This window comes from Microbacterium sorbitolivorans (assembly GCF_003327285.1).
In the GTDB taxonomy this organism is placed as follows: Bacteria; Actinomycetota; Actinomycetes; order Actinomycetales; family Microbacteriaceae; genus Microbacterium; species Microbacterium sorbitolivorans.
In genome coordinates this window covers 305,646-325,244 of the sequence record NZ_KZ848474.1, presented here as the reverse complement: position 1 = coordinate 325,244, position 19,599 = coordinate 305,646, and the positions used below count along the sequence as shown (strand labels likewise).

The 19,599-nt window shown below is 70.4% G+C and carries 18 protein-coding genes; 7 read left to right on the top strand and 11 right to left on the bottom strand.

The window, feature by feature from the left end; genetic code table 11:
* Positions 1-139: 139 nt before the first annotated feature.
* Complete coding sequence (gene argG, locus DTO57_RS07205) at positions 140-1,564, bottom strand: argininosuccinate synthase (RefSeq protein WP_114117548.1); 1,425 nt, start codon at positions 1,562-1,564, stop codon at positions 140-142.
* 183 nt (positions 1,565-1,747) lie between these two features.
* Between argG and DTO57_RS07200 the strand changes: the two genes are divergently transcribed.
* Together DTO57_RS07200 and DTO57_RS07195 are read left to right on the top strand one after the other, a co-directional pair.
* Positions 1,748-2,335 (top strand): hypothetical protein, encoded by a 588-nt coding sequence (locus DTO57_RS07200; RefSeq protein ID WP_114117547.1) that lies wholly within the window; start codon positions 1,748-1,750, stop codon positions 2,333-2,335.
* A gap of 67 nt (positions 2,336-2,402) precedes the next feature.
* Complete coding sequence (locus DTO57_RS07195; protein ID WP_114117546.1) at positions 2,403-3,689, top strand: adenylosuccinate synthase; 1,287 nt, start codon at positions 2,403-2,405, stop codon at positions 3,687-3,689.
* Positions 3,690-4,036: 347 nt separating this feature from the next.
* On the opposite strand, the gene DTO57_RS07190 is transcribed toward DTO57_RS07195, so the two are convergent.
* Positions 4,037-5,020, bottom strand: a complete 984-nt coding sequence (locus DTO57_RS07190; RefSeq protein WP_114117545.1) for a 2-hydroxyacid dehydrogenase — start codon at positions 5,018-5,020, stop codon at positions 4,037-4,039.
* A 17-nt stretch (positions 5,021-5,037) separates the two neighbouring features.
* Positions 5,038-5,718 (bottom strand): alpha/beta fold hydrolase, encoded by a 681-nt coding sequence (locus DTO57_RS07185; protein ID WP_114117544.1) that lies wholly within the window; start codon positions 5,716-5,718, stop codon positions 5,038-5,040.
* A 255-nt stretch (positions 5,719-5,973) separates the two neighbouring features.
* Here DTO57_RS07185 and deoC point away from each other — a divergent pair, with 255 nt between their 5' ends.
* The 4 genes from deoC (at position 5,974) to DTO57_RS07165 (ending at position 12,057) form a co-directional block, all read left to right on the top strand.
* Positions 5,974-6,636, top strand: a complete 663-nt coding sequence (deoC, locus tag DTO57_RS07180; protein ID WP_114117543.1) for a deoxyribose-phosphate aldolase — start codon at positions 5,974-5,976, stop codon at positions 6,634-6,636.
* 317 nt (positions 6,637-6,953) lie between these two features.
* The gene (locus DTO57_RS07175; protein WP_114117542.1) at positions 6,954-8,168 is read left to right on the top strand and encodes a sensor histidine kinase; all 1,215 of its coding nucleotides are present in this window, start codon (positions 6,954-6,956) and stop codon (positions 8,166-8,168) included.
* A 22-nt stretch (positions 8,169-8,190) separates the two neighbouring features.
* Positions 8,191-8,844 (top strand): response regulator, encoded by a 654-nt coding sequence (locus DTO57_RS07170; RefSeq protein WP_114117858.1) that lies wholly within the window; start codon positions 8,191-8,193, stop codon positions 8,842-8,844.
* Between the two features lie 33 nt (positions 8,845-8,877).
* Positions 8,878-12,057: a S41 family peptidase gene (locus DTO57_RS07165; RefSeq protein ID WP_114117541.1), complete on the top strand. Its 3,180-nt coding sequence runs from the start codon at positions 8,878-8,880 to the stop codon at positions 12,055-12,057.
* 19 nt (positions 12,058-12,076) lie between these two features.
* Here the strand turns inward: DTO57_RS07165 and DTO57_RS07160 are convergent, their stop codons facing one another.
* Genes DTO57_RS07160 through DTO57_RS07130 form a run of 7 tightly spaced genes read right to left on the bottom strand, consistent with a single transcriptional unit; the run spans position 12,077 to position 18,230 of the window.
* Positions 12,077-13,192, bottom strand: coding sequence for a hypothetical protein (locus DTO57_RS07160; RefSeq protein ID WP_114117540.1), 1,116 nt, complete (start codon positions 13,190-13,192; stop codon positions 12,077-12,079).
* Entirely contained in the window at positions 13,186-13,902 is a 717-nt protein-coding gene (locus DTO57_RS07155; RefSeq protein WP_162785697.1) for a hypothetical protein, read from the bottom strand. Before DTO57_RS07155 ends, DTO57_RS07160 begins: the two co-directional genes overlap by 7 nt.
* Positions 13,899-14,921, bottom strand: a complete 1,023-nt coding sequence (locus DTO57_RS07150; RefSeq protein ID WP_114117538.1) for a vWA domain-containing protein — start codon at positions 14,919-14,921, stop codon at positions 13,899-13,901. The genes DTO57_RS07155 and DTO57_RS07150 overlap by 4 nt, the downstream gene beginning before the upstream one ends.
* Positions 14,918-15,898, bottom strand: a complete 981-nt coding sequence (locus DTO57_RS07145; RefSeq protein ID WP_114117537.1) for a VWA domain-containing protein — start codon at positions 15,896-15,898, stop codon at positions 14,918-14,920. Before DTO57_RS07145 ends, DTO57_RS07150 begins: the two co-directional genes overlap by 4 nt.
* The gene (locus DTO57_RS07140; RefSeq protein WP_114117536.1) at positions 15,889-16,362 is read right to left on the bottom strand and encodes a hypothetical protein; all 474 of its coding nucleotides are present in this window, start codon (positions 16,360-16,362) and stop codon (positions 15,889-15,891) included. The genes DTO57_RS07145 and DTO57_RS07140 overlap by 10 nt, the downstream gene beginning before the upstream one ends.
* Positions 16,346-17,224, bottom strand: coding sequence for a DUF58 domain-containing protein (locus tag DTO57_RS07135; protein WP_114117535.1), 879 nt, complete (start codon positions 17,222-17,224; stop codon positions 16,346-16,348). Before DTO57_RS07135 ends, DTO57_RS07140 begins: the two co-directional genes overlap by 17 nt.
* 4 nt (positions 17,225-17,228) lie before the next feature.
* The gene (locus DTO57_RS07130) at positions 17,229-18,230 is read right to left on the bottom strand and encodes an AAA family ATPase (protein ID WP_114117534.1); all 1,002 of its coding nucleotides are present in this window, start codon (positions 18,228-18,230) and stop codon (positions 17,229-17,231) included.
* 72 nt (positions 18,231-18,302) lie between these two features.
* On the opposite strand from DTO57_RS07130, the gene DTO57_RS07125 reads away from it, so the two are divergent.
* Positions 18,303-18,605 (top strand): chorismate mutase, encoded by a 303-nt coding sequence (locus tag DTO57_RS07125; protein WP_114117533.1) that lies wholly within the window; start codon positions 18,303-18,305, stop codon positions 18,603-18,605.
* 267 nt (positions 18,606-18,872) lie between these two features.
* On the opposite strand, the gene DTO57_RS07120 is transcribed toward DTO57_RS07125, so the two are convergent.
* Positions 18,873-19,580, bottom strand: coding sequence for a hypothetical protein (locus DTO57_RS07120; protein ID WP_114117532.1), 708 nt, complete (start codon positions 19,578-19,580; stop codon positions 18,873-18,875).
* Positions 19,581-19,599 lie beyond the last annotated feature (19 nt).

Here is a 19,599-nt window from a genome sequence, read left to right as displayed (position 1 = left end):
TCGCAGATCGCGGCGCGAGTGCCTACGTTTTTGCCGAACGCCTACGTTATTTCATGTGCGTTCGGGGAAAGCTTGTACTTTCGGCGGGCATGGCGATGGCCCCGGAACCAGGAGGTTCCGGGGCCATCGCCATGCAGGATCAGTCGGTGCCGGTGTCGAACGCGGCCGACTCGCTGACGCTGTCGAGCGTCTCGTTGTCGATCGGCGTGACGCTCTTGGCGATCTGCTTCGCCTCGCCCTGCTCGAGCTGGCCGATGAGCTCTGCCGTCGTGCCGCCGATGAGGCCGCGCGAGACGTAGTTCTCGAGGCGTGCGCGGCTATCCGCAATGTCGAGGTTGCGCATGGTGAGCTGACCGATGCGGTCGCCGGGGCCGAAGGCGGCGTCCTCGACGCGCTCCATCGACAGCTTCTCTCCGGCGTACGACAGCGAGGGGCCGGCTGTGTCGAGGATCGAGTAGTCCTCGCCGCGGCGCAGGCGGATCGTCACGGTGCCCGTGATCTCGGTGCCGACCCACTTCTGGATCGACTCGCGCAGCATGAGCGACTGCGGCTCGAGCCAGCGGCCCTCGTACATGAGGCGACCGAGGCGGCGGCCCTGCTCGTGGTAGGTCGCGAGCGTGTCCTCGTTGAGGATCGCGTTGGCGAGGCGCTCGTAGGCGATGAACAGCAGCGCCATGCCCGGGGCCTCGTAGATGCCGCGGCTCTTCGCCTCGATGATGCGGTTCTCGATCTGGTCGCTCATGCCGAGGCCGTGGCGGCCACCGATCTCGTTCGCCTTGAGGACGAGCTGCACGGCGTCGGCGTACTCGGTGCCGTTGATCGCGACCGGGCGGCCCGCGTCGAACGTGACGGTGACGTCTTCCGTCGCGATCTCCACCGACGGATCCCAGAACTTGACGCCCATGATCGGCTCGACGGTCTCGAGCGAGACGTTGAGCTCCTCGAGGGTCTTCGCCTCGTGCGTGGCGCCCCAGATGTTGGCGTCGGTCGAGTAGGCCTTCTCGGCCGAGTCGCGGTACGGGTAGCCGTGCTCGACGAGCCACTCGCTCATGCCCTGGCGGCCGCCGAGCTGGCTGACGAACTTGGCGTCGAGCCACGGCTTGTAGATGCGCAGGCGGGGGTTGGCGAGCAGGCCGTAGCGGTAGAACCGCTCGATGTCGTTGCCCTTGTACGTGGATCCGTCGCCCCAGATGTCGACGCCGTCCTCGCGCATCGCGCGCACCAGCAGCGTGCCGGTGACGGCGCGGCCGATCGGGGTCGTGTTGAAGTAGGTGCGTCCGGCCGAGCGGATGTGGAAGGCGCCCGTCGCGAGGGCCGAGAGACCCTCCTCGACCATGAGCGGCTTGCAGTCGATCAGGCGCGACTTCTCGGCGCCGTACTCGAGCGCGCGAGCGGGGATCGACGCAATGTCGTCCTCGTCGTACTGGCCGAGGTCGCCGGTGTAGGTAAAGGGGACAGCTCCGGCATCGCGCATCCACGCCACTGCACAGGAGGTGTCGAGACCTCCGGAGAAGGCGATCCCGACGCGCTCACCGACGGGGAGGTTCTCAAGAACGTTCGACATGTGGTCAATTCTAGTCGGGGAGCGGCTTGTGACCGACCGAGTGCGGTTCGCACCTTATGGATCCGCTGGGCGGGCCCCCGCGGATCCGCGGGCCCGGCGCCTTCCGCGCTTCTTCCTCGCGTTTCCTCCGCGGGGTAAAATGCCTGCGGAGCCAGAGATTTCGTTGTGGCGAGGGGGGTACACGTGGGTGAGCGAGCGGAACACCGCGCGGGCACGAAGAAGCGCGGTCGCAAGGCCGGGAACATCGTGCTCGGCGCGCTGGGCGGCGTGCTCGTACTGGGTGGCGTCGCGCTCCTCCTCGGCGTCTGGCTGATCCCCGACACCGTCGAGCAGGGTTATGGCGCGCTGAAGTCGGGCTACCGCGGCACCGTCGACAAGGTGCAGGAGCAGGTCTTCGACGAGTACCCGACGGTCGAGCTCGGAGTGACCGGCGACGAGGCCGACCTCGACATCGCCTGCAACGCTGGCGATACCTACCACACCTTCACGATCATGAAGTCGTACGAGCGCGACGGCGTTCCCACGACGGCGGCCGCCCACAACAACTGCGGCGGCGACGTGCTGCTGCCGTGGAACGAGGGTCAGAAGATCAACATCGAGGGCGACGGCATGGATGGCCTCTACGAGATCATCGACATCCGCTACACCCCGAAGATCTGGGCCACGACGGAAGACCTCATCGGCCTGCAGGGCGATCTCGCGCTGCAGACCTGCTTCTATGGCGAAGACCGCATGAAGTTCATCGGCCTCGTCAAGGTCGAAGACAGCTGATCTCAGGGACCTTTTCCTCCGCCCGATAGACTGAGAATCCAGCACCCGAATCTCAGGGGGATAACGCATGCCCGGAATCGTGATCATCGGCGTCCAGTGGGGCGACGAGGGTAAAGGTAAGGCCACAGACCTGCTCGGCGAACGCACCGAGTGGGTCGTCAAGTTCAACGGCGGCAACAACGCAGGCCACACCGTCGTCATCGGCGACGAGAAGTACGCGCTGCACCTGCTGCCGTCCGGCATCCTTTCGCCGGGCGTTACGCCCGTCATCGGTAACGGCGTCGTCGTCGACCTCGAGGTGCTCTTCCAGGAGATCGAGGCGCTCGAGTCGCGCGGCATCGATACCTCGAAGCTGAAGATCTCGGCCAACGCGCACATCATCACGCAGGCGCACCGCACCCTCGACAAGGTGCAGGAGCGCTTCCTCGGCAAGCGCCAGATCGGCACGACGGGCCGCGGTATCGGCCCCGCGTACGCCGACAAGATCAGCCGCGTCGGCATCCGGATCCAGGATCTCTTCGACGAGTCGATCCTGCGCCAGAAGGTTGAAGGCGCGCTCGAGCAGAAGAATCACCTGCTCGTCAAGATCTTCAACCGTCGCGCGATCACCGCCGACGAGATCGTTGACGACCTGCTCAGCTACGCCGAGCGCGTGCGCCCCATGGTGGTCGACGCGAGCCTGCTGCTCGACGAGGCCCTCGAGCGCGACGAGGTCGTGGTCTTCGAGGCCGGTCAGGCCACGATGCTCGACATCGACCACGGCACCTACCCGTTCGTGACCTCGTCGTCGGCGACCGCCGGTGGCGCGTCGACCGGATCCGGCGTCGGCCCGAACCGCCTCGACCGCATCGTCGGAATCGTTAAGGCCTACACGACCCGCGTCGGCGCAGGTCCCTTCCCGACCGAGCTCTTCGACGAGCAGGGCGAGTGGCTGCGCCAGGCGGGCTTTGAGTTCGGCACCACCACCGGTCGTTCGCGCCGTGTCGGCTGGTACGACGCCCCGATCACGCGCTACGCGACCCGCATCAACGGCATCACCGACCTCGTCGTGACGAAGCTCGACGTGCTCACGGGTCTCGAGGAGATCCCCGTCTGCGTCGCCTACGACGTCAACGGCACGCGCGTCGACGAGGTGCCCGTCAACCAGAGCGACTTCCACCACGCGAAGCCGATCTACGAGACCTACCCCGGCTGGTCCGAGGACATCACGGGCGCCCGCACCTTCGAGGATCTGCCCCAGACGGCGCAGGACTACATCCTGAAGCTCGAGGACATGAGCGGCACCCGCATCTCGGTGATCGGCGTCGGCCCCGGCCGCGACCAGGTGATCGTGCGCCACGACCTCGTGGACTGACGCTTTCGCGTACGAACGGCGCCCCTCGCGGGGCGCCGTTCGGCGTTTGCGGGATGGCGCTGTGTCGTTCCGGCGCGTGAGAGTGGCACAAACGCATCCCTGGGGGGCACGTGCGAGGCGTGCGGGATGGCGTTGTGTCGTTCTGAGGCGTGAGAGTGACACGATCGCATCCCTTGGGCGACGTATCGCCGTGCACTTGTCCTTGCGGGATGCCGTTGTGTCGTTCTGAGGCGTGAGAGTGACACGATCGCGTCCCTTGGGCGACGTATCGCCGTGCACTTGTCCTTGCGGGATGCCGTTGTGTCGTTATGGGACGCGAGAACGACACGATCGCATCCCGCGGGCGGTTACGCCAACGCGGATCCGTTTACCGCGCGGTCGGGGACGGCGCCCGCGATGACCTGGCGGGCCTGATCGACCGTGTCCATCGCCTGCACGTGGCGGGCCGCCGCCGTCATTCCCGCCGAATGGGGCGTTGCGACGACGTCGGGGCGGCGCGCGAGGTGCAGGGGCGGGGTCTGGTCGAGCCCGGATCCGACGTCGAGGCCCGCGCCGCGGAGGATGCCCGCATTGAGCGCGCGCTCGAGCGCGGACTCGTCGACGAGTTCGCCGCGCGAGAGGTTGAGGAAGATCGCGCCGCGCTTCATGGATCCGAACGCGGCATCGTCGAAGAGGCCGCGCGTCTCGGGGATCGACACCGCGAGGCACGCGACGACGTCGGAGGTCGCGAGGAGGTCCGCGAAATCGAGGCGTTCGTATGGCGCCTCGGCCGACGGATCCGCGTACGCGACCCGCATGCCGAGCGCGGTCGCGAGGCGCGCGAGCTCGCGGCCGATGCGGCCCATGCCGACGATGCCGAGCGTCGCGCCGCCGAGTTCGAGCCCCTGCCGGGTGGGCTGCTCGGTTCCGGCGAGGAACGCCTCGCGGGCCCGCGTCATGTCGCGGGCGACGTCGATCGCGAGGGCGATGGCGTGCTCCGCGACCGCCCGTTCGAAGCCCGACGAGGTGTTTGCGACGATGACCCCGGCGCGGGTGGCGGCGTCGACGTCGATCGTGCTGACGTCCATGGCGCCGCGGATGACGGCGCGGATCCGCGGATCCATCTGCGCGAAGAACGCGGCGTCGACGCCGACGGATCGGTGCGCGATGACGATGTCGCATCCGCGCGTGACGTCGGCGAGGGCCGCCTTCTCGATGACCTCGCCCGTGTCGTTCCGCACGACCTCGCCGAGCGCCTCGAGGGCGGCGAGCGCTCCGGGGCTGTAATACCGCTCGAGTTCGTCGGCGGTGTAGGCGAGGTAAATGCGGGGGCGATGAACGTCAGCGGTCATGCGGGAATCGTATCGAGTCAGCGCGCCGCAGCGACGAGCAGCTCGGCGAGGCGCTCGGGGCGCGAGAACTGTGGCCAGTGCCCGGATCCGATCACCACGACCTCGACCTGCTCGATCTGCCTGAACTCTTCCGCGAAGACCGGCCACTCGGCGAGGCTCGCGGCGAGCTCCTCGGCGTCGACGGATCCCATGAGCAGCGTCACCGGGATCCGGAACCGCGCGGGGTTCGCGAGCGCGATCGGATCCGTCGTCACGCCCGGCGGCACGCTACGCGCGCCCGCCTCGATGCGCGCGCGGAGGTTCTCGCCGAGATCGGCAATGTCGGGCGCATCGAACGCGTCCCAGCCGGGGAAGGGGACCGCCCCGTCAACGACCTCGAACTCGCTGATGCCGAACCCATTCGCCGGCGGAACCGTGTCGACGAACACGACGCGCGCGACGCGGTCGGGTCGGGCGTCGGCCGCGCCCCACACGACGTTGCCGCCGCCGGAATGACCGACGAGCACCACCGGATCCGGGGCCGCATCGATGCGCTCGGCGACCGCAGCGACCCAGTCGGCGATGCCGAGGTCGGACGCCTCGCCGAGCCCGGGCAATGTGAGGCTTTCGACGGTGTGGCCGGCGGCCTCGAGCGCGTGTGGGATGCCGCCCCACGAGGCGCCGTCGAGCCAGAGTCCGGGAACGAGCAGGATCCGCATGGCGCCAAGGCTAATCGCGGGCCGCGCGGCGCGCGACCCCTTCCGGCGCGGTCGGCACCGGATCCGGCGGGATCTATGCCGCCTTGGGTGACCGGACCCCGTGCGGTCGAGCGCTTTAAGTCCCTCTCGCTGGCAACCGATGATCATTGCCTGTCGATACAACCTCCTTTCGCGTCGCTGCGTAGATTCCACGCTAAGGAGGACCACTGACAAACGAAGCCCACTTCCCCATCTGACTGAGGGAGAATCGACAACATGACTCCCGCAGAACTCGCGAAGACCGTCGACCACACGCTGCTCAAGCCCGAGGCAACCCGCGCCGACGTCGAGGCGACCATCGCCGAGGCCGCCGAACTCGGCACCTACTCGGTGTGCCTCTCGCCCAACATGCTTCCCGTGACGGTGCCCGAGGGGCTCAAGGCCGCCGTCGTGTGTGGCTTCCCGAGCGGCAAGCACGCCAGCGAAATCAAGGCGGCCGAGGCGCGACTCTCCGCGGCGCAGGGTGCCGACGAGGTCGACATGGTCATCGACGTGGGTGCCGCGATCGAGGGTCGTTACGCCGATGTCGAGGCCGACATTCGCGCCGTGCGCGAGGCGGCACCCGGCGTCGTGCTGAAGGTCATCATCGAGTCGGCTGCGCTGAACGACGAGCAGATCGTCGCCGTGTGCGAGGCATCGCGCTCGGCGGGCGCTGACTTCGTGAAGACGTCGACCGGATTCCACCCGGCCGGCGGCGCCTCGGTGCACGCGGTCGAGCTCATGGCCCGCACCGTGGGCGGCGAGCTGGGCGTGAAGGCATCGGGCGGGATCCGTTCGTGGGACGACGCGACGGCGATGATCGCCGCCGGCGCCACCCGCCTCGGCCTGTCGAGCACCCGCGCGGTTCTCGCGGGCGAAAAGGCGAGCGGCACGTACTGACGGCCCTACGGGGATGGCGTTGTGTCGTTGTGACGCCTGAGAACGACACGACGGCATCCCCGTGGCCGACACGGCCGCTTCCGGGATGCGTTCGTGTCGTTGTGGGTGCTGAGAATGGCACGACGGCATCCTTGTGGGCTCGGGCAAGCGCTGGGCGCGATGCGTTGGTGTTGCTCGGCGGGATGGCGTCATGCCGTTCTGGCGCCTGAGAACGACACATCGGCATCCCGCTGACCGCCTCAAGAACGACCCCACGCCCCACGGATCCACCTTTTGGCGGATAGGCGGCGGCGCTTCCGCTCACTAGGCTCGAACGGGTGAGTTCAGCGGATCCGCGGGTCGAGTTCGCGACCGGCGCGCGCCTGCGTGTCTGGTCGCGGGTATGGCGCTACCTGGTGGTCGTGCTGTTCTCGCTCATCGGCTGGATTGGGATATACGCGCTCTTCGCCGTCGACGTCGAGGAGGGCGCGGTCCCGGATTCGGCGCCGTTCTGGGCGTTGGCGATCATCGATCCCGTCATCTGGCTCATCGCGATGGGGCTGTTGCCGCTGCGACGGCGGATCCCCGCGACGGTCGCGATCACGACCGGCCTGATGTCGTCGTTCTCGGTCATGACGTCGATGGGCCCGGCCCAGCTCGCGGCGGCGTCGAACGCGACGCATCGCCGGTGGGCGCCCATCGTCGCGGGGTTTGTCGCGGGCGTTCTCGGGTCGACGATCTTCAGCCGTTTCGTGCCCGAGAGCGTGGGCGAGGAGTTCCCGTGGTGGGCGGATGTCGCCGGATCCGCGCTCGGGTTCGCGGTCCCCGTCACCTTTGGTCTCTACATCGGAGCGCGTCGTGCGCTCATCGCGTCGCTCCACGAACGCGCGCTCGAGGCCGAGCGCGAGCGCGAGCTGCAGATCGAGGCCGCCGAGGCGGGGGAGCGCACCCGCATCGCGCGCGAGATGCACGACGTGCTCGCGCATCGCATCTCGCTCGTCGCGATGCACGCCGGCGCCCTCGCGTACCGCGAAGACCTCTCGCGCGAGCAGGTGCGCGACACGGCGGTGCTGGTGCAGGACAATTCGCGCCGCGCCCTCACCGAGCTGCGGCAGGTGCTCGGGGTGCTGCGGGCCACCGGATCCGAGGGGGTCGAGCCCCCGCAGCCGACGCTCGAGACCCTGCCGACCCTGCTGAACGAGGCGCGCGCGGCGGGCGCGGTGATCGAGTCGACCGGATCCGTCGAGGGCGCGCCGCCCGAGCTCGTCTCGCGCACGGCGTTCCGCGTCGTGCAGGAGGCGCTGACGAACGCGCGCAAGCACGCGGCCGGCGCGGTGATCCGGGTGCGCGTCGACGGACATGCCGGCGGCCTCCTCGCCGTCGAGGTCGCGAACGGGCGCGGGGCGCCCGCCGCGATTCCCGGATCCGGGGTCGGCCTCGCGGGGCTCGCCGAGCGCGTCGAGCTCGCGGGCGGCACCCTCGAATACGGATCCGATGAGGCGGGCGGCTTCGCGGTGCGGGCCTGGCTGCCGTGGGAGGAGTGCGATGAGTGACCGGATGCGCGGGCGGAACGCGATGACTAACCCCATACGCGTCGTCCTCGTCGACGACGACGCGCTTGTGCGCGCAGGGCTGAAGATGATGCTCGGCGGCGCGAGCGACATCGAGATCGTCGGCGAGGCCGAGAACGGCCGCGACGGCGTGCAGCTCGTCGCGAAAATGCGGCCCGATATCGCGCTCATGGACATCCGCATGCCGGTGCTCGACGGGCTCGCGGCGGTGCGCGAGATCGTGGCGAGCGGATCCGCGACCCGCGTGATCGTGCTCACGACGTTCGACGCCGACGACATGGTGCTGACGGCGCTGGGCGATGGCGCGGCGGGCTTCCTCCTGAAGGACACCCCTCCCTCCGACCTCGTCGACGGCGTGCGCCGCGTGGCGCGGGGCGAGCCGATGCTCTCGCCGAGCATCACCCACCAGCTCATCGCGGCCGCGACGCGCTCGCACGCGCCTGATGCCGACGCCCGCGCGCTCGCCGAATCGCTCACGCAGCGCGAGCGCGAGGTGGCCCTCGCGGTGGCTCGCGGCCTGTCGAACGCCGAGATCGCGGCGGAGCTGTTCCTCGGCGTCGCGACCGTGAAGACCCACATCGCGCACCTCTTCACGAAGCTCGAGGCGAGCAACCGCGTGCAGCTGGCGCGCCGGATCCACGACGCGGGACTTCGCTAGACCTGGCGGGCACTGGCCCGCTAGCCTGGCCGCATGGCATCCGCATACCTTCGGTATCCGCACATCCATCGCAACCAGATCACCTTCGTCGCCGCTGACGACGTGTGGGTCGCTCCGATCGAGGGCGGCCGTGCCTGGCGCCTCACGAGCGATCACGCACCGGTTCGCCAGCCGCGATTCTCGCCCGATGGCGAGCACATCGCCTACATCTCGCACCGCGACGGCCACCCCGAGCTGATGGTCGCGGGCCTCGCGACCGGGGAGGTGCGCCGCCTGACGTATTGGGGCGGCCAGGTCATGCAGAACTTCGGCTGGACCGACGATGGCCGCGTGCTCGTCGGCTCGAGCGCCGGCGAGTCCGAGACCCGCCACATCGTCACGAAGGCCGTCGCACTCGACGGCACCTTCGAGCGCCTCGAGATCGGCATGGCGTGGGGCGTCGCCCTGCACGCCGACGGCCGCCAGGCGCTCGTCACCCCCGGAAGCCGCCCGCCCGCGTGGTGGAAGCGATACCGCGGCGGCAACGCGCCCCGGCTCTGGATCCGCGAGGCGGGCGGGCAGTGGATCCGCACGCTCGGCGGCGACGAGGCATCCATCGTCGACCCCATGTGGATCGGCGACCGCCTCGCCTTCGTCTCGGACCGCGCCGCGCGCTTCCCCGACCGCGCATCCGAGCAGGCGAACATCTGGATCCTCGACGGCGACGAGCCGCGCCAGGTCACCTTCCAGACCGAGGCCGACGGGTACGTGCGCGACGCGACGACCGACGGATCCCGGATCGTCTGGGCGAGCCGCGGGCGGATCCGCGTGCTCGATTCGCTCGACGCCGCCCCGCGCACGATCGAGATCGACGTGCCGGGAGCCGCACCCGAGCCGATCGCGCTCGACCCGAGCGAGAACCTCACCGAGCTCGCGCCCGACCACACCGCCGACGGCAGCGTCGCAATCTGGCGCGGCAAGCCGTTCTGGCTGACGCATCGGCAGGGCCCCGCCCGCGCGCTGCCCGGCGCCGAATCGGGCGTCCGCGCCCGCGAGGCGGTCGTGCTCGGATCCACCGGTAAGGTCGCGTACGTCACCGACATCGAGGGCGAGGACGGGATCCAGATCGTCGGATCCGACGACTCGTTCCCGATCCTCACGGGCCAGCTCGGCCGCGTGCTGCACCTCGCGGCGTCACCGAAGGGTGACGCGCTCGCGGCGATCTCGCACGACGGGTCCGTGCGCCTGATCGACGTCGACGCCGCGTCCGCGCGCGAGGTAGCGCGCTCGCCGCAGGGCGAGGCGATGAACCCGCGCTTCTCGCCCGACGGCCGCTACCTCGTGTGGTCGCAGCCGACGGGCGGCGAGGGCGAGCTACACGCGCTGTGGCTCATCGAGACGACCGAGGATTCGGAGCCCGTGCGCCTGACCGACGGCCGCTTCCACGACCACTCGCCCGACTTCACGCGCGACGGCAAGCACCTCGTGTTCCTCTCAAACCGCACCTTCGACCCGGTCTACAACGCGCAGGCGTTCGACCTGTCGTTCGCGGGCGCGACGCGGCCCTGGCTGCTGCCGCTGTCGGCGACCGAGCCCGCCCCGTTCGGGCCGAGCGCCGAGGGGTGGAGCTTCGCCGCCGATAAGCGCAAGCTGCGCCAGACAGCCTCGCCCGACCTCGACGCAGAGGGCGCCGACCAGCGCGTCATGCCGTTCCCGGTGCCGTCGGCCGAGTACCGCGACCTGCGCGCGATCGCCGGTGGCGTCGCCTGGATCGCCGAGGGCGCCGACGTCGGCCGCCTCGGATCCCGCCGCGCGGGCGTGCCGGGCGAGAAGCAGCAGAACCGCCTCGAGCGCTGGTCGTTCGACGACCGCGAGGTCGTCACGGTCGTCGAGGGCCTCGACGAGTTCGCGGTCTCGGGCAACGGCGAGCGGATCCTGGTCCGGAAGGACGGCGACGCGCGCCTCGTGCGCGCGACCCGCAAGGCCGACGGGGGCGAGGATCCGATCGCGGTCGACCTCAGCCGCCTGCGGTTCCAGCTCGACCAGACCGCCGAGTGGCTGCAGATGTTCGACGAGAACGCCCGCCTCATGCGCGACCACTTCTGGCGCGACGACATGGACGGCGTCGACTGGGCGGCCGCGACCGCCCGCTGGCGCGAGGTCGTGCCGCTCGCCTCGACGCACGACGACCTCGTCGACATCATGTGGGAGCACGTCGGCGAGCTCAACACCTCGCACGCCTACGTCATGCCCGCGTCTCCCCTCGGCGACGAGTCGAAGAAGCTCGGCTTCCTCGGCATCGACGCCTCGCCCGCCGCGGACGGCTGGCGCATCGACCGGATCCTGCCCGGCGAGTCGAGCGACCCCGGCGCCCGCTCGCCGCTGCTCGCGGCGGGCATCGGCGCGCGCGTGGGCGACGTGATCACCGAGATCGACGGGGCGCCCGTGGATCCGACCCTCGGCCTCGGCGCCTCGCTCGTGGGGGCCGCCGACAAGCCCGTCGAGGTGGCGCTGCTGCGCGACGGCGAGACCCGCCGCGTTGCGGTCGTGCCGCTCGCCGACGAGCAGGCCCTGCGCTACCAGGACTGGGCGCGCTCGCGCCGCGAGTACGTCGCCGAGAAGTCGGGCGGGCGCCTCGGCTACCTGCACGTGCCCGACATGCAGGCGCCCGGATGGGCCCAGCTGCACCGCGACCTGCGCACCGCGAGCGCCGCCGAGGGCGTGGTCGCCGACGTGCGATACAACCGCGGCGGGCACACGAGCCAGCTCGTTATCGAGCGGCTCGCCTCGCGCGTCATCGCCTGGACGCACGCGCGCCAGTTCGACGAGATGGTCGCGGATCCGGATCGCGCCCGCCGCGGACCGGTCGCGTTCGTCGCGAACGAGTTCTCCGGATCCGATGGCGACATCGTCAACGCCCGCGTGCAGGCGCTGGGGCTCGGCCCCGTCATCGGCGCGCGCACCTGGGGCGGCGTCGTCGGCATCGACAGCCGCTTCGACCTCGTCGACGGCACCCGCGTCACGCAACCCCGCTACGGCTACTGGCTCGAGGGCAAGGGCTGGGGCGTCGAGAACCACGGCGTCGACCCCGACATCGAGGTGATCCACGACCCCGCGGACCTCTTCAGCGACGCGGATCCGCAGCTCGACCGCGCGATCGCGGAGCTCCTCGCGGCGCTCGAGGAGACCCCGGCCGCGGTCAAGCCCGAGCTGGGCGAGCCGAAGGTGCGGTGAGGCTCGGGGCGGCGGGCACCTACCCCGCCGCCTCGAATGCGTCGCGGTCGTCCTCGCTCAGCAGCTGGCGCGAGATGAACGTCAGATCGAGGCCCTCGATGGGGTCGTCGCCGTCGCGCGACGCCTCCTCACGCGCGCGGGCATCGCCCGAGGTGTCGTTGTCGAGATCGGTCAGCGTCGCGTAGAACAGCGTCGGCTCGGGGCCCGCGTAGCTCATGTCGATGCGCGACGAGCCGTACTCCCACAGCGACTGCGTGCGCGGATCCGCGCTGCCGTAGAGCGACTCGAGCACGCTCTCGGCGACGGATCCGTCGGGCTCGTTGAGCGGGTAGAGCGAGTAGTACATGCCGTCGCTGGCGAGGACCTCGTCGATGATCGCCATCGCGCGGACCTTCTCGTCGTAGTCGTGGATCGGCTGCTCGGTGCGCCACACGGGCGAGAGGTACTGCTGCAACAGCGACTCGCCGCCGTAGCCGTTGCGCTCGCGGCGCGTCGAGGCGTCGGAGATCTGCACCCACGTATAGCCGAGCTCGGCGCTTAGCCGGTCGCGGATCTGCTGCGACAGTGCGTCGGTGCTCGCGATGACCTCCTCGAGCGACGGCGCGCTCAGCACCGCGCGCTCGTCGAGGCCCTTGATACCGGGGTAGGCGAGCAGCTCGCGATCCTCCTGGCTCAGCGTGCCCGTGACGTCGCCCGCGGTCGCGGGGAACATCGCGCCGAGCGCCGCGGCCGTGCCCGAGTTGAAGACGAGCGCGACCGAGAGCGCGACGGCCGCGAGCAGGCGGCCGCGCGGCACGACGAACGCCGCCGCGATCATGAGCGCGACGACGAGTTGCGCGAACAGCACGCCGGGCGACAGCACGAGCTGTGCCTCGCCCGCGAGCAGCGACAGGCCGAGCATCAGCGCGAACAGGGCAGATCCGCAGACCGCCACCCAGCCGAGCGGGTGCGCACGCGGCCCGCGCGGGCGCGGCTCGGGCGCGACGATGTCGCCGATGAACGGCCGATCGGGGAAGCGCCGCTCGTGACGATACCCGCCCTCCGGCGGGAGCGGCGGGGCGCCCTCGCTACCGGCGACGTAGTCGCGGCCGAGGCGCCTATTCGAGCGGGCGCGGGCCTCGGATGACGTCACCATGGTTTCTCCACCCCGGATCCCGAGCCGCCGCCCTCTTCGTTCTGCCGCTGCTGCTCGTCGCGCTGGCGCTGGCCCTCCTGCAGCCGGTCTTCGATGTCGCCGAGCGAATCGTCGTCCTGCGGCTCCTGCTCCTCGGGATCCTGCTCCGGCGGCGGGTCCTGCTGCGGCGGATCCTCCATCTTCTCGCGCAGGCGCTGCTCGGTGTCGTCGAGCTCCTGGTCGGGGTCGCGCGACGGATCCGGCGACTGGTCGCGGGCCTCGTCCGAGCGGCACTCCTTCGGCGTCTCGAGCGTGATCGTGAGCGCCTCGCTGTAGAGCTGCGTGGCCCAGTCGGGGTTGACGCCGCGCGCCTGGTCGCCCATGAGCTCGATCACGAGGCCGAGGTTCGTGCGCACGGGGCACACGTTGAGGCCCGTCGCGAGCCCCAGCGCCTCCTCGAAGCTCGCGCGCGAGTCGGTGAGCCGGTCGGCGTCGGCGAGGGCGACGCCCTTGTCGTAGGGCGCCTTCCACTCCTCGAACCAATTGAACGGCTCGAGCTTCTCGGCGCGCGCGATGCCCGCCGGGCCGTCCTCCTGGATGTGCGCCGCGATGGCGCCCTGCGCGAAGACATACAACGAGAGCCACTTGCCCACAAGGGCGAGCGCGAGCAGCACGACCGGGATGCTCGCGATCCCGATCCACATGCGTGCCTGGCGGCGACGATTGCTCATGTAGCCCTCCGCACGTCGGTGATGGTCTGGCGCACGCGCCGCGCGGCGCCCGCGAGCTCCCACGCGAGGAGGCCCGCGATCGCAAGGGCGAGGATCCACGAGAGCTCCGTGCGCGCGCCGACGCTCGCGGAATCGGTGAGCGACGCCGACACCCGCGGCGGATCCGGCAGCTCGAGCGGCGTATCGGGGGAGCGGTGCGCGTACGTAACGCCCAGGTCGGCCGCCACGGTCGCGAGGTTCTCCTCGTCGATCACCGAGAGCGCGTCGGATCCCTCGTATTGCAGGTACTCGGTCTCGCCCTGTTCGGCGACGTTGCCCGTGTCGACCGGCATGCGGCCGCCCTCGGCGGTGCCGTATCCGAACACCTCGCCGCCCGCGACGAGGCTCGACGCCCCGGCGAACGACGTCGGCGGGGTCTCGGCGGTCTGCTCGCCGTCGCCGAAGTAGAACACGAACTGCGCCCGCGCGGACGCGGCGGCCGTCACGGTCGACGCCTGCGCGAACTCGTCGGACGCGGCCTCCTGCGCCGTCAGCACCTGCGCGAGCAGGGAGGCGGCGACGCCGATATCGGATCCGCGGGCATACGCCGTCGTCGGCGGCGTCAGCACCTCGAGAGCCGACATGACGGCGTCGACGTCGGTCGTCAGCGGCAGGCGCTGCGACGCCGAGTTGTCGAACGTGATGAGCGAGAACCGCGCGCCCGGGTAGGCGTCGATCAGCTGCTGCACGTCGGCGCGCACGCCGTCGAGGCGCGGCCCGCCGTTCCAGTCTTCCGCGACCATCGAGGTCGTGCTGTCGACCACGAGGACGACGTCGACGTCGGCGACGACCTGCTGCGCGGATCCCTCCGGGATGCCCGGGCGCAGCGCCAGCAGCGCGCACGCGAGCACGAGGAACAGGCGCGGGATCCAGCGGGCCCGGCCGTCGCGGTCGGCGATGAGCCGCCACGCGACGAGCCCGAGCGCCGCGAGGGCGACGACCGCGATGAGGGCGGGGTGGGCGATGGGGAGGAAACTCATGCGCGAACCCTCCACAGCACGATCAGGAGCGCCCCGACGGCGGCGCAGAGGCCCGCGATCCAGGGAGCCGGGGCGTCGGTCCAGACGACGCGCTCGTTCTGCTGCGTCACCGCCGCGTCTTGCTTCTCGACCTCGGCCACGATGTCGCCGACGGTCGTCTCGCCCCGCAGGGCGTAGGCCTTACCGCCCGTCGACTCGGCCGCCTGCACGAGGTCGTCGCTGAGCGGCGAGGCGTCTTGGATCGGGTTCAGCGCGAAGACGCGGATGTTGTTGCGCGCCGCGTAGTCGGCCGATTGCGCGAGCGTCATGATGGCTGCGCCCTCGAGCTCGTTGTCGGTCGCGAGGATGATCGACCGCGAGCGGTCCTCGCCCACGCGGTCAAACCGCAGCGCGCACGCCGCGAGCCCGTCGCCGATGAGCGAGGATCCGGGGCCGTCGAGCGTGCCCACCCAGTGCTCCGGCACCTCGCCCGTCGACGTGCCCCAGTCGATGCTGTCGCGCAGCGACTGCAGGTGCGTGCGCACGAAGCCATAGTCGTCGGTCAGCGGAAAGACCTGCACGGGCGAGGCGTTGAAGATCGTGAGGCCGATGCGCTCGCCCTGGAAATCGTCGAGCAGCTCGTCGAACACGTCGAGGATCTCGATGTCGACGTCGCTCATCGACCCCGACACGTCGAGGCAGAGCATGACGTCGCGGTTGTGGTTCTCGGGCGTCACCCGCTGAACCGACATCGGCTTGGCGGCGATCGCGCCGCCCACGAGGATGCCGGCCACCCCGAGCACGCAGACGGCGGCGAGCCCGGCCGCGCGGATCCGGGCCGCGCGGCGCACGGACTCCATTCCGCGGATCCGCTCGGCGCGCGCGACCGGCGCGCCCGCGCCCGCGCGGGGAGCGCGGCGCCAGAACAGGCCGGCCGCGATCGCGACGAGCGCGACGCCGGCGGCGACGAGGATCCACCAGGGATTGTCTAGTGCCATCCGGTCACCACCCTGCGCGCGGCCTCGGCGCTTGCGACCGGATCGATCGGCGGGCCCTCGGCGTAGAGGCTCGGATAGAAGTGGCGGCGCACGGCGTCGATGAGGTCGGGGCTGAGGCCCCGCGCCTGCAGCTCGGCGAGCGGGAGCACCGGCGTCTCGACGCCGGTGTAGTCGTTGACGAAGGCGCGCGTGATGCGGCTGAGCTCGGCGTTCGCCTCGCGCGGCGGTAGCTCGCGCGCCGCGTAGCGCCGGGCCACCTCGTCGATCTGGGCGAGGTGCTCGAGGCGCAGCGCCTCGAGGCGCTCGTCGAGCGGGGCGAGGCGCACCGGCTTCTCGCGGCGCGGTCGCGTGAGCGCCCACACCGTCCACCCCGCGGCCGCGAGCACGACCAGCACGGCGACGGCCAGCGCCAGCCACCACCACTCGTACTGCACGGGCGGGTACAGCTCAGGAACCTCGGACACGGGGCCTCCTCGCGAGCATGCGCAAGACCTGCGGCACGGCCGTGTCGGCGTGGGCCAGCTCGACGTGGCTGACCTCGAGGCTGTCGAGCAGCCCGTCGCGCGCCGCGTCATCGCGCCGGCGCTGCTCGGCGATCTCGGCGAGCACGTTCTTATTGCCGCGCAGGTGCGCCGGGACGACCCAGCGCGTGCGCGCGTCGACGGCGCCGCGCGGCACGACCGGATCGGCGTCGCGCACCGACACCCACACCACATCGTGCTGCGCCTGCAGGCGGCGCAGCAGCTTTTCTTCGCGCTCGTCGAGCGGAGCCTCACCCGCCACAACCACGACGATCGAGCGCCGCTTCACGGTGCTCACGATCGCCGCGAGCAGCGCCGCGCGGTCGCTCGCGGCCCGCGTGTCGGCGGTGCGGTCGCGGATCTCGCGCAGCGCGAGCTCGAGCGCGCCCTCCGACCGGCGCGCCGGCAACCGCCGGGATCCGCCCTCATCGGCCAGGATCATCGACAGGTCGTCGCCGTGCCGGTGCGAGAGCAGCCCGATCGCACCGACCGCGAGGATCGCAAGCTCGGACTTCGGCCGCTCGTCCGGCGACAGCGACGCCATGTCGAGGCCCGTGTCGACCGCGAAGACGACCGAGTGCATGCGCCGCGCCCGCGAGCGCTTCACGAGCAGCTCGCCGTGACGGGCCGTCGCCTTCCAGTCGACGTCGCGCACGTCGTCGCCGAACTGGTAATCGCGCAGGTCTTCGAAATCCATGCTGCGCCCGCGCACGAGCGACGCGTACGCGCCGTCGAGCGGGTGCGCCGAAGCGAGCCGCGTGTGCACAAACAGGCGGCTGGCGACGGCGGGCAGCAGAGACGTCATGAGATCAGGGGGTCGGGACCGCCGCGAAGATCTGGTCGATGAGATCCTCGCTGCGCACGCCGTCGGCCTCGGCCTCGAAGGTCAGCAGCACGCGGTGACGCAGGATGACATGGCGCAGCGAGCGCACGTCTTCCGGCAGCACGTGCGAGCGGCCCTGCAAGAGCGCGAACGCGCGCGTCGCCTGCAGGAACGCGATCGAACCGCGCGGGCTCGCGCCGTACTTGATGTAGCGCGCGTTCTCCTCGCCGATGTAGCCCGCGGGGTTGCGCGTGACGTACATGAGGCCCACGATGTAGCGGCGAATCGCGTCGCTCACGTGCACGCGCGCCGCCGTGCGCTGCAGCGTCTCGACGTCGGCGAGCGACGCCGACGGCGCGAGGTGCTTCGCCGGATCCAGAACGCCCGAGTCGATGCGCGATAGTACCTCGAACTCTTCCTCGGGGCTCGGGTACGACACGATCTCCTTCAAGAGGAAGCGGTCGAGCTGCGCCTCGGGCAGCTCGTACGTGCCCTCCTGCTCGATCGGGTTCTGCGTCGCGATCACGAGGAATGGCTTCGGCAGCGCGTGCACCTCACCGCCGATCGTCGTCTGGCGTTCCTGCATCGCCTCGAGCATCGCCGACTGCGTCTTCGCGCTCGAGCGGTTGATCTCGTCGAGCAGCACGAAGTTCGAGTGCACGGGGCCCAGCACCGTGCGGAACGACGACGCCTGTGCGTCGTAAATCTGCGTGCCCGTGATGTCGCTCGGAAGCAGATCGGGCGTGCACTGGATCCGTCGGAAACTCGCCTGGACCGTGTCGGCGAGCGACTGCGCCGCCGTCGTCTTCGCGAGACCGGGGACCGACTCGAGCAGAATGTGCCCGCCCGCGATCAGCGCGATCAACAGGCTCGCGCGCAGGCGTTCCTGCCCCACCATCTTCGCGGCATACGCGCCCGAAACTCGCGCAATAATGCCGTTCGCGACCTGGAGTTCGCCCTCGGTGAGCGGGGTGTTCTGATCGGTCATGCGGATCCCTTCCGTCTACTTCCACGCTATCTGCCGCGTCTGACAAACGAAGAACCCAGATAGCATTTCGACATGACCGATGCGACTTCCGACCCGATGGCCGAGCTGCTCCGCCTGCGCGCCAGCATCGACAACATTGACGCCGCGCTGACCTATATGCTCGCCGAGCGGTTCCGCTGCACCAAGCAGGTCGGCGCGCTCAAGGCCTCACACGACCTGCCCGCGAGCGATCCCGCCCGCGAGGAGCGCCAGACCGCGCGCCTCCGCCAGCTCGCCGAAGACGCCGATCTCGATCCCGCGTTCGCCGAGAAGTGGTTCAACTTCGTCGTCGCCGAGGTGATTCACCACCACATGCAGGCGAAGAACGCCGGCTAACTAGCGGATCCTGGCCGCTACGCGACCGCACCCGCGGGCCCGCAATCCCGCGGATCCACTGCGTGGATCCGCCCGCCAGGCCCGAGCCAGCGGGCCCGCGGGTGCGGTCGCTTCGCTCCGCACAATAGGGTGCGAGTGCGAGTGCATGCGCGGGGAGTGGGGAGTGGGCGTGCGGTCGCTTCGCTCCGCACTTTTGGGTCGCCACAAAATGTCGCCTCGCGGGGCCCCGAGGCGACGTTTTTTGGCGACCCTACCTAAGGGGTAGCGCTACCGCTCGAGGTGGCCCGCGATGCGGCGGCGGAGTTCCTCGTCGGCCGCGTTCGAGATCACGATGAGGCCGTCGAGCTCCTCGCGCACGCGGCGGTACGCCGTCTGGCGTTCGGCGGCCGTCGCCGACTGGTCGACCGCCACGTTTAGCATGTGCTGCGCGCGGTCGAGGCGCTGGCGCTCGGCCTCCGTGAAGCCGCTCGCGCGCACGCGCCGCGCCTCCTGCTCCGCGACGTCGAACGCGACCTCGAAGTCGTGCACGGCGTCGCGGTACTCGGCGTAGGTCTCGGCGTCCACGCGCTCGTTCGCCGAGTCCGGGCGCAGCGAGTCGGCGACCTTCTTCGCGCGCAGGAACGCGCCGGTGTGCGGGTCCCGCCCGTCGCTCATGGTTGGGAAGGCGATGAGTTTCGCCGCATCGAGCTCGTAGTCGAGCCAACGCCGCGACACCTCGTCGTGCGTGTCCATGAGGCGTTGGATCCGCCGCGCGCGATCCGCGGCGTCGGCCTTCTCGATCGCCGCCGGATCCGTCGACGCCGTCAGCGACTTCGCCCGAGCCTTCGCCTCGATCAGCTCGAGCTTGCGCTTGTGGCGGAGCTTCTGCTGCTTCGACGTCCAGCTGCCCAGCGCGCTGAAGCCGCTCCCGATCGCCCCGCCGAAGACGAGCAGGAGCCACCAGTAGCTGCCGAGGAAGTGGAACAGCGCATCCATGACCCCCAGCCTATGCCGA

Bases quoted from the DNA above. Each gene is read 5' to 3' on its own strand.
- DTO57_RS07165 (WP_114117541.1), top strand. From the start codon at position 8,878: ATGGCATCCGCATACCTTCGGTATCCGCACATCCATCGCAACCAGATC.
- DTO57_RS07130 (WP_114117534.1), bottom strand. From the start codon at position 18,230: ATGACCGATCAGAACACCCCGCTCACCGAGGGCGAACTCCAGGTCGCG.
- DTO57_RS07195 (WP_114117546.1), top strand. From the start codon at position 2,403: ATGCCCGGAATCGTGATCATCGGCGTCCAGTGGGGCGACGAGGGTAAA.
- DTO57_RS07145 (WP_114117537.1), bottom strand. From the start codon at position 15,898: ATGGCACTAGACAATCCCTGGTGGATCCTCGTCGCCGCCGGCGTCGCG.
- DTO57_RS07190 (WP_114117545.1), bottom strand. From the start codon at position 5,020: ATGACCGCTGACGTTCATCGCCCCCGCATTTACCTCGCCTACACCGCC.
- argG (WP_114117548.1), bottom strand. From the start codon at position 1,564: ATGTCGAACGTTCTTGAGAACCTCCCCGTCGGTGAGCGCGTCGGGATC.
- DTO57_RS07170 (WP_114117858.1), top strand. From the start codon at position 8,191: ATGACTAACCCCATACGCGTCGTCCTCGTCGACGACGACGCGCTTGTG.
- DTO57_RS07160 (WP_114117540.1), bottom strand. From the start codon at position 13,192: ATGGTGACGTCATCCGAGGCCCGCGCCCGCTCGAATAGGCGCCTCGGC.
- DTO57_RS07125 (WP_114117533.1), top strand. From the start codon at position 18,303: ATGACCGATGCGACTTCCGACCCGATGGCCGAGCTGCTCCGCCTGCGC.
- DTO57_RS07135 (WP_114117535.1), bottom strand. From the start codon at position 17,224: ATGACGTCTCTGCTGCCCGCCGTCGCCAGCCGCCTGTTTGTGCACACG.
- DTO57_RS07150 (WP_114117538.1), bottom strand. From the start codon at position 14,921: ATGAGTTTCCTCCCCATCGCCCACCCCGCCCTCATCGCGGTCGTCGCC.
- DTO57_RS07155 (WP_162785697.1), bottom strand. From the start codon at position 13,902: ATGAGCAATCGTCGCCGCCAGGCACGCATGTGGATCGGGATCGCGAGC.
- deoC (WP_114117543.1), top strand. From the start codon at position 5,974: ATGACTCCCGCAGAACTCGCGAAGACCGTCGACCACACGCTGCTCAAG.
- DTO57_RS07185 (WP_114117544.1), bottom strand. From the start codon at position 5,718: ATGCGGATCCTGCTCGTTCCCGGACTCTGGCTCGACGGCGCCTCGTGG.
- DTO57_RS07120 (WP_114117532.1), bottom strand. From the start codon at position 19,580: ATGGATGCGCTGTTCCACTTCCTCGGCAGCTACTGGTGGCTCCTGCTC.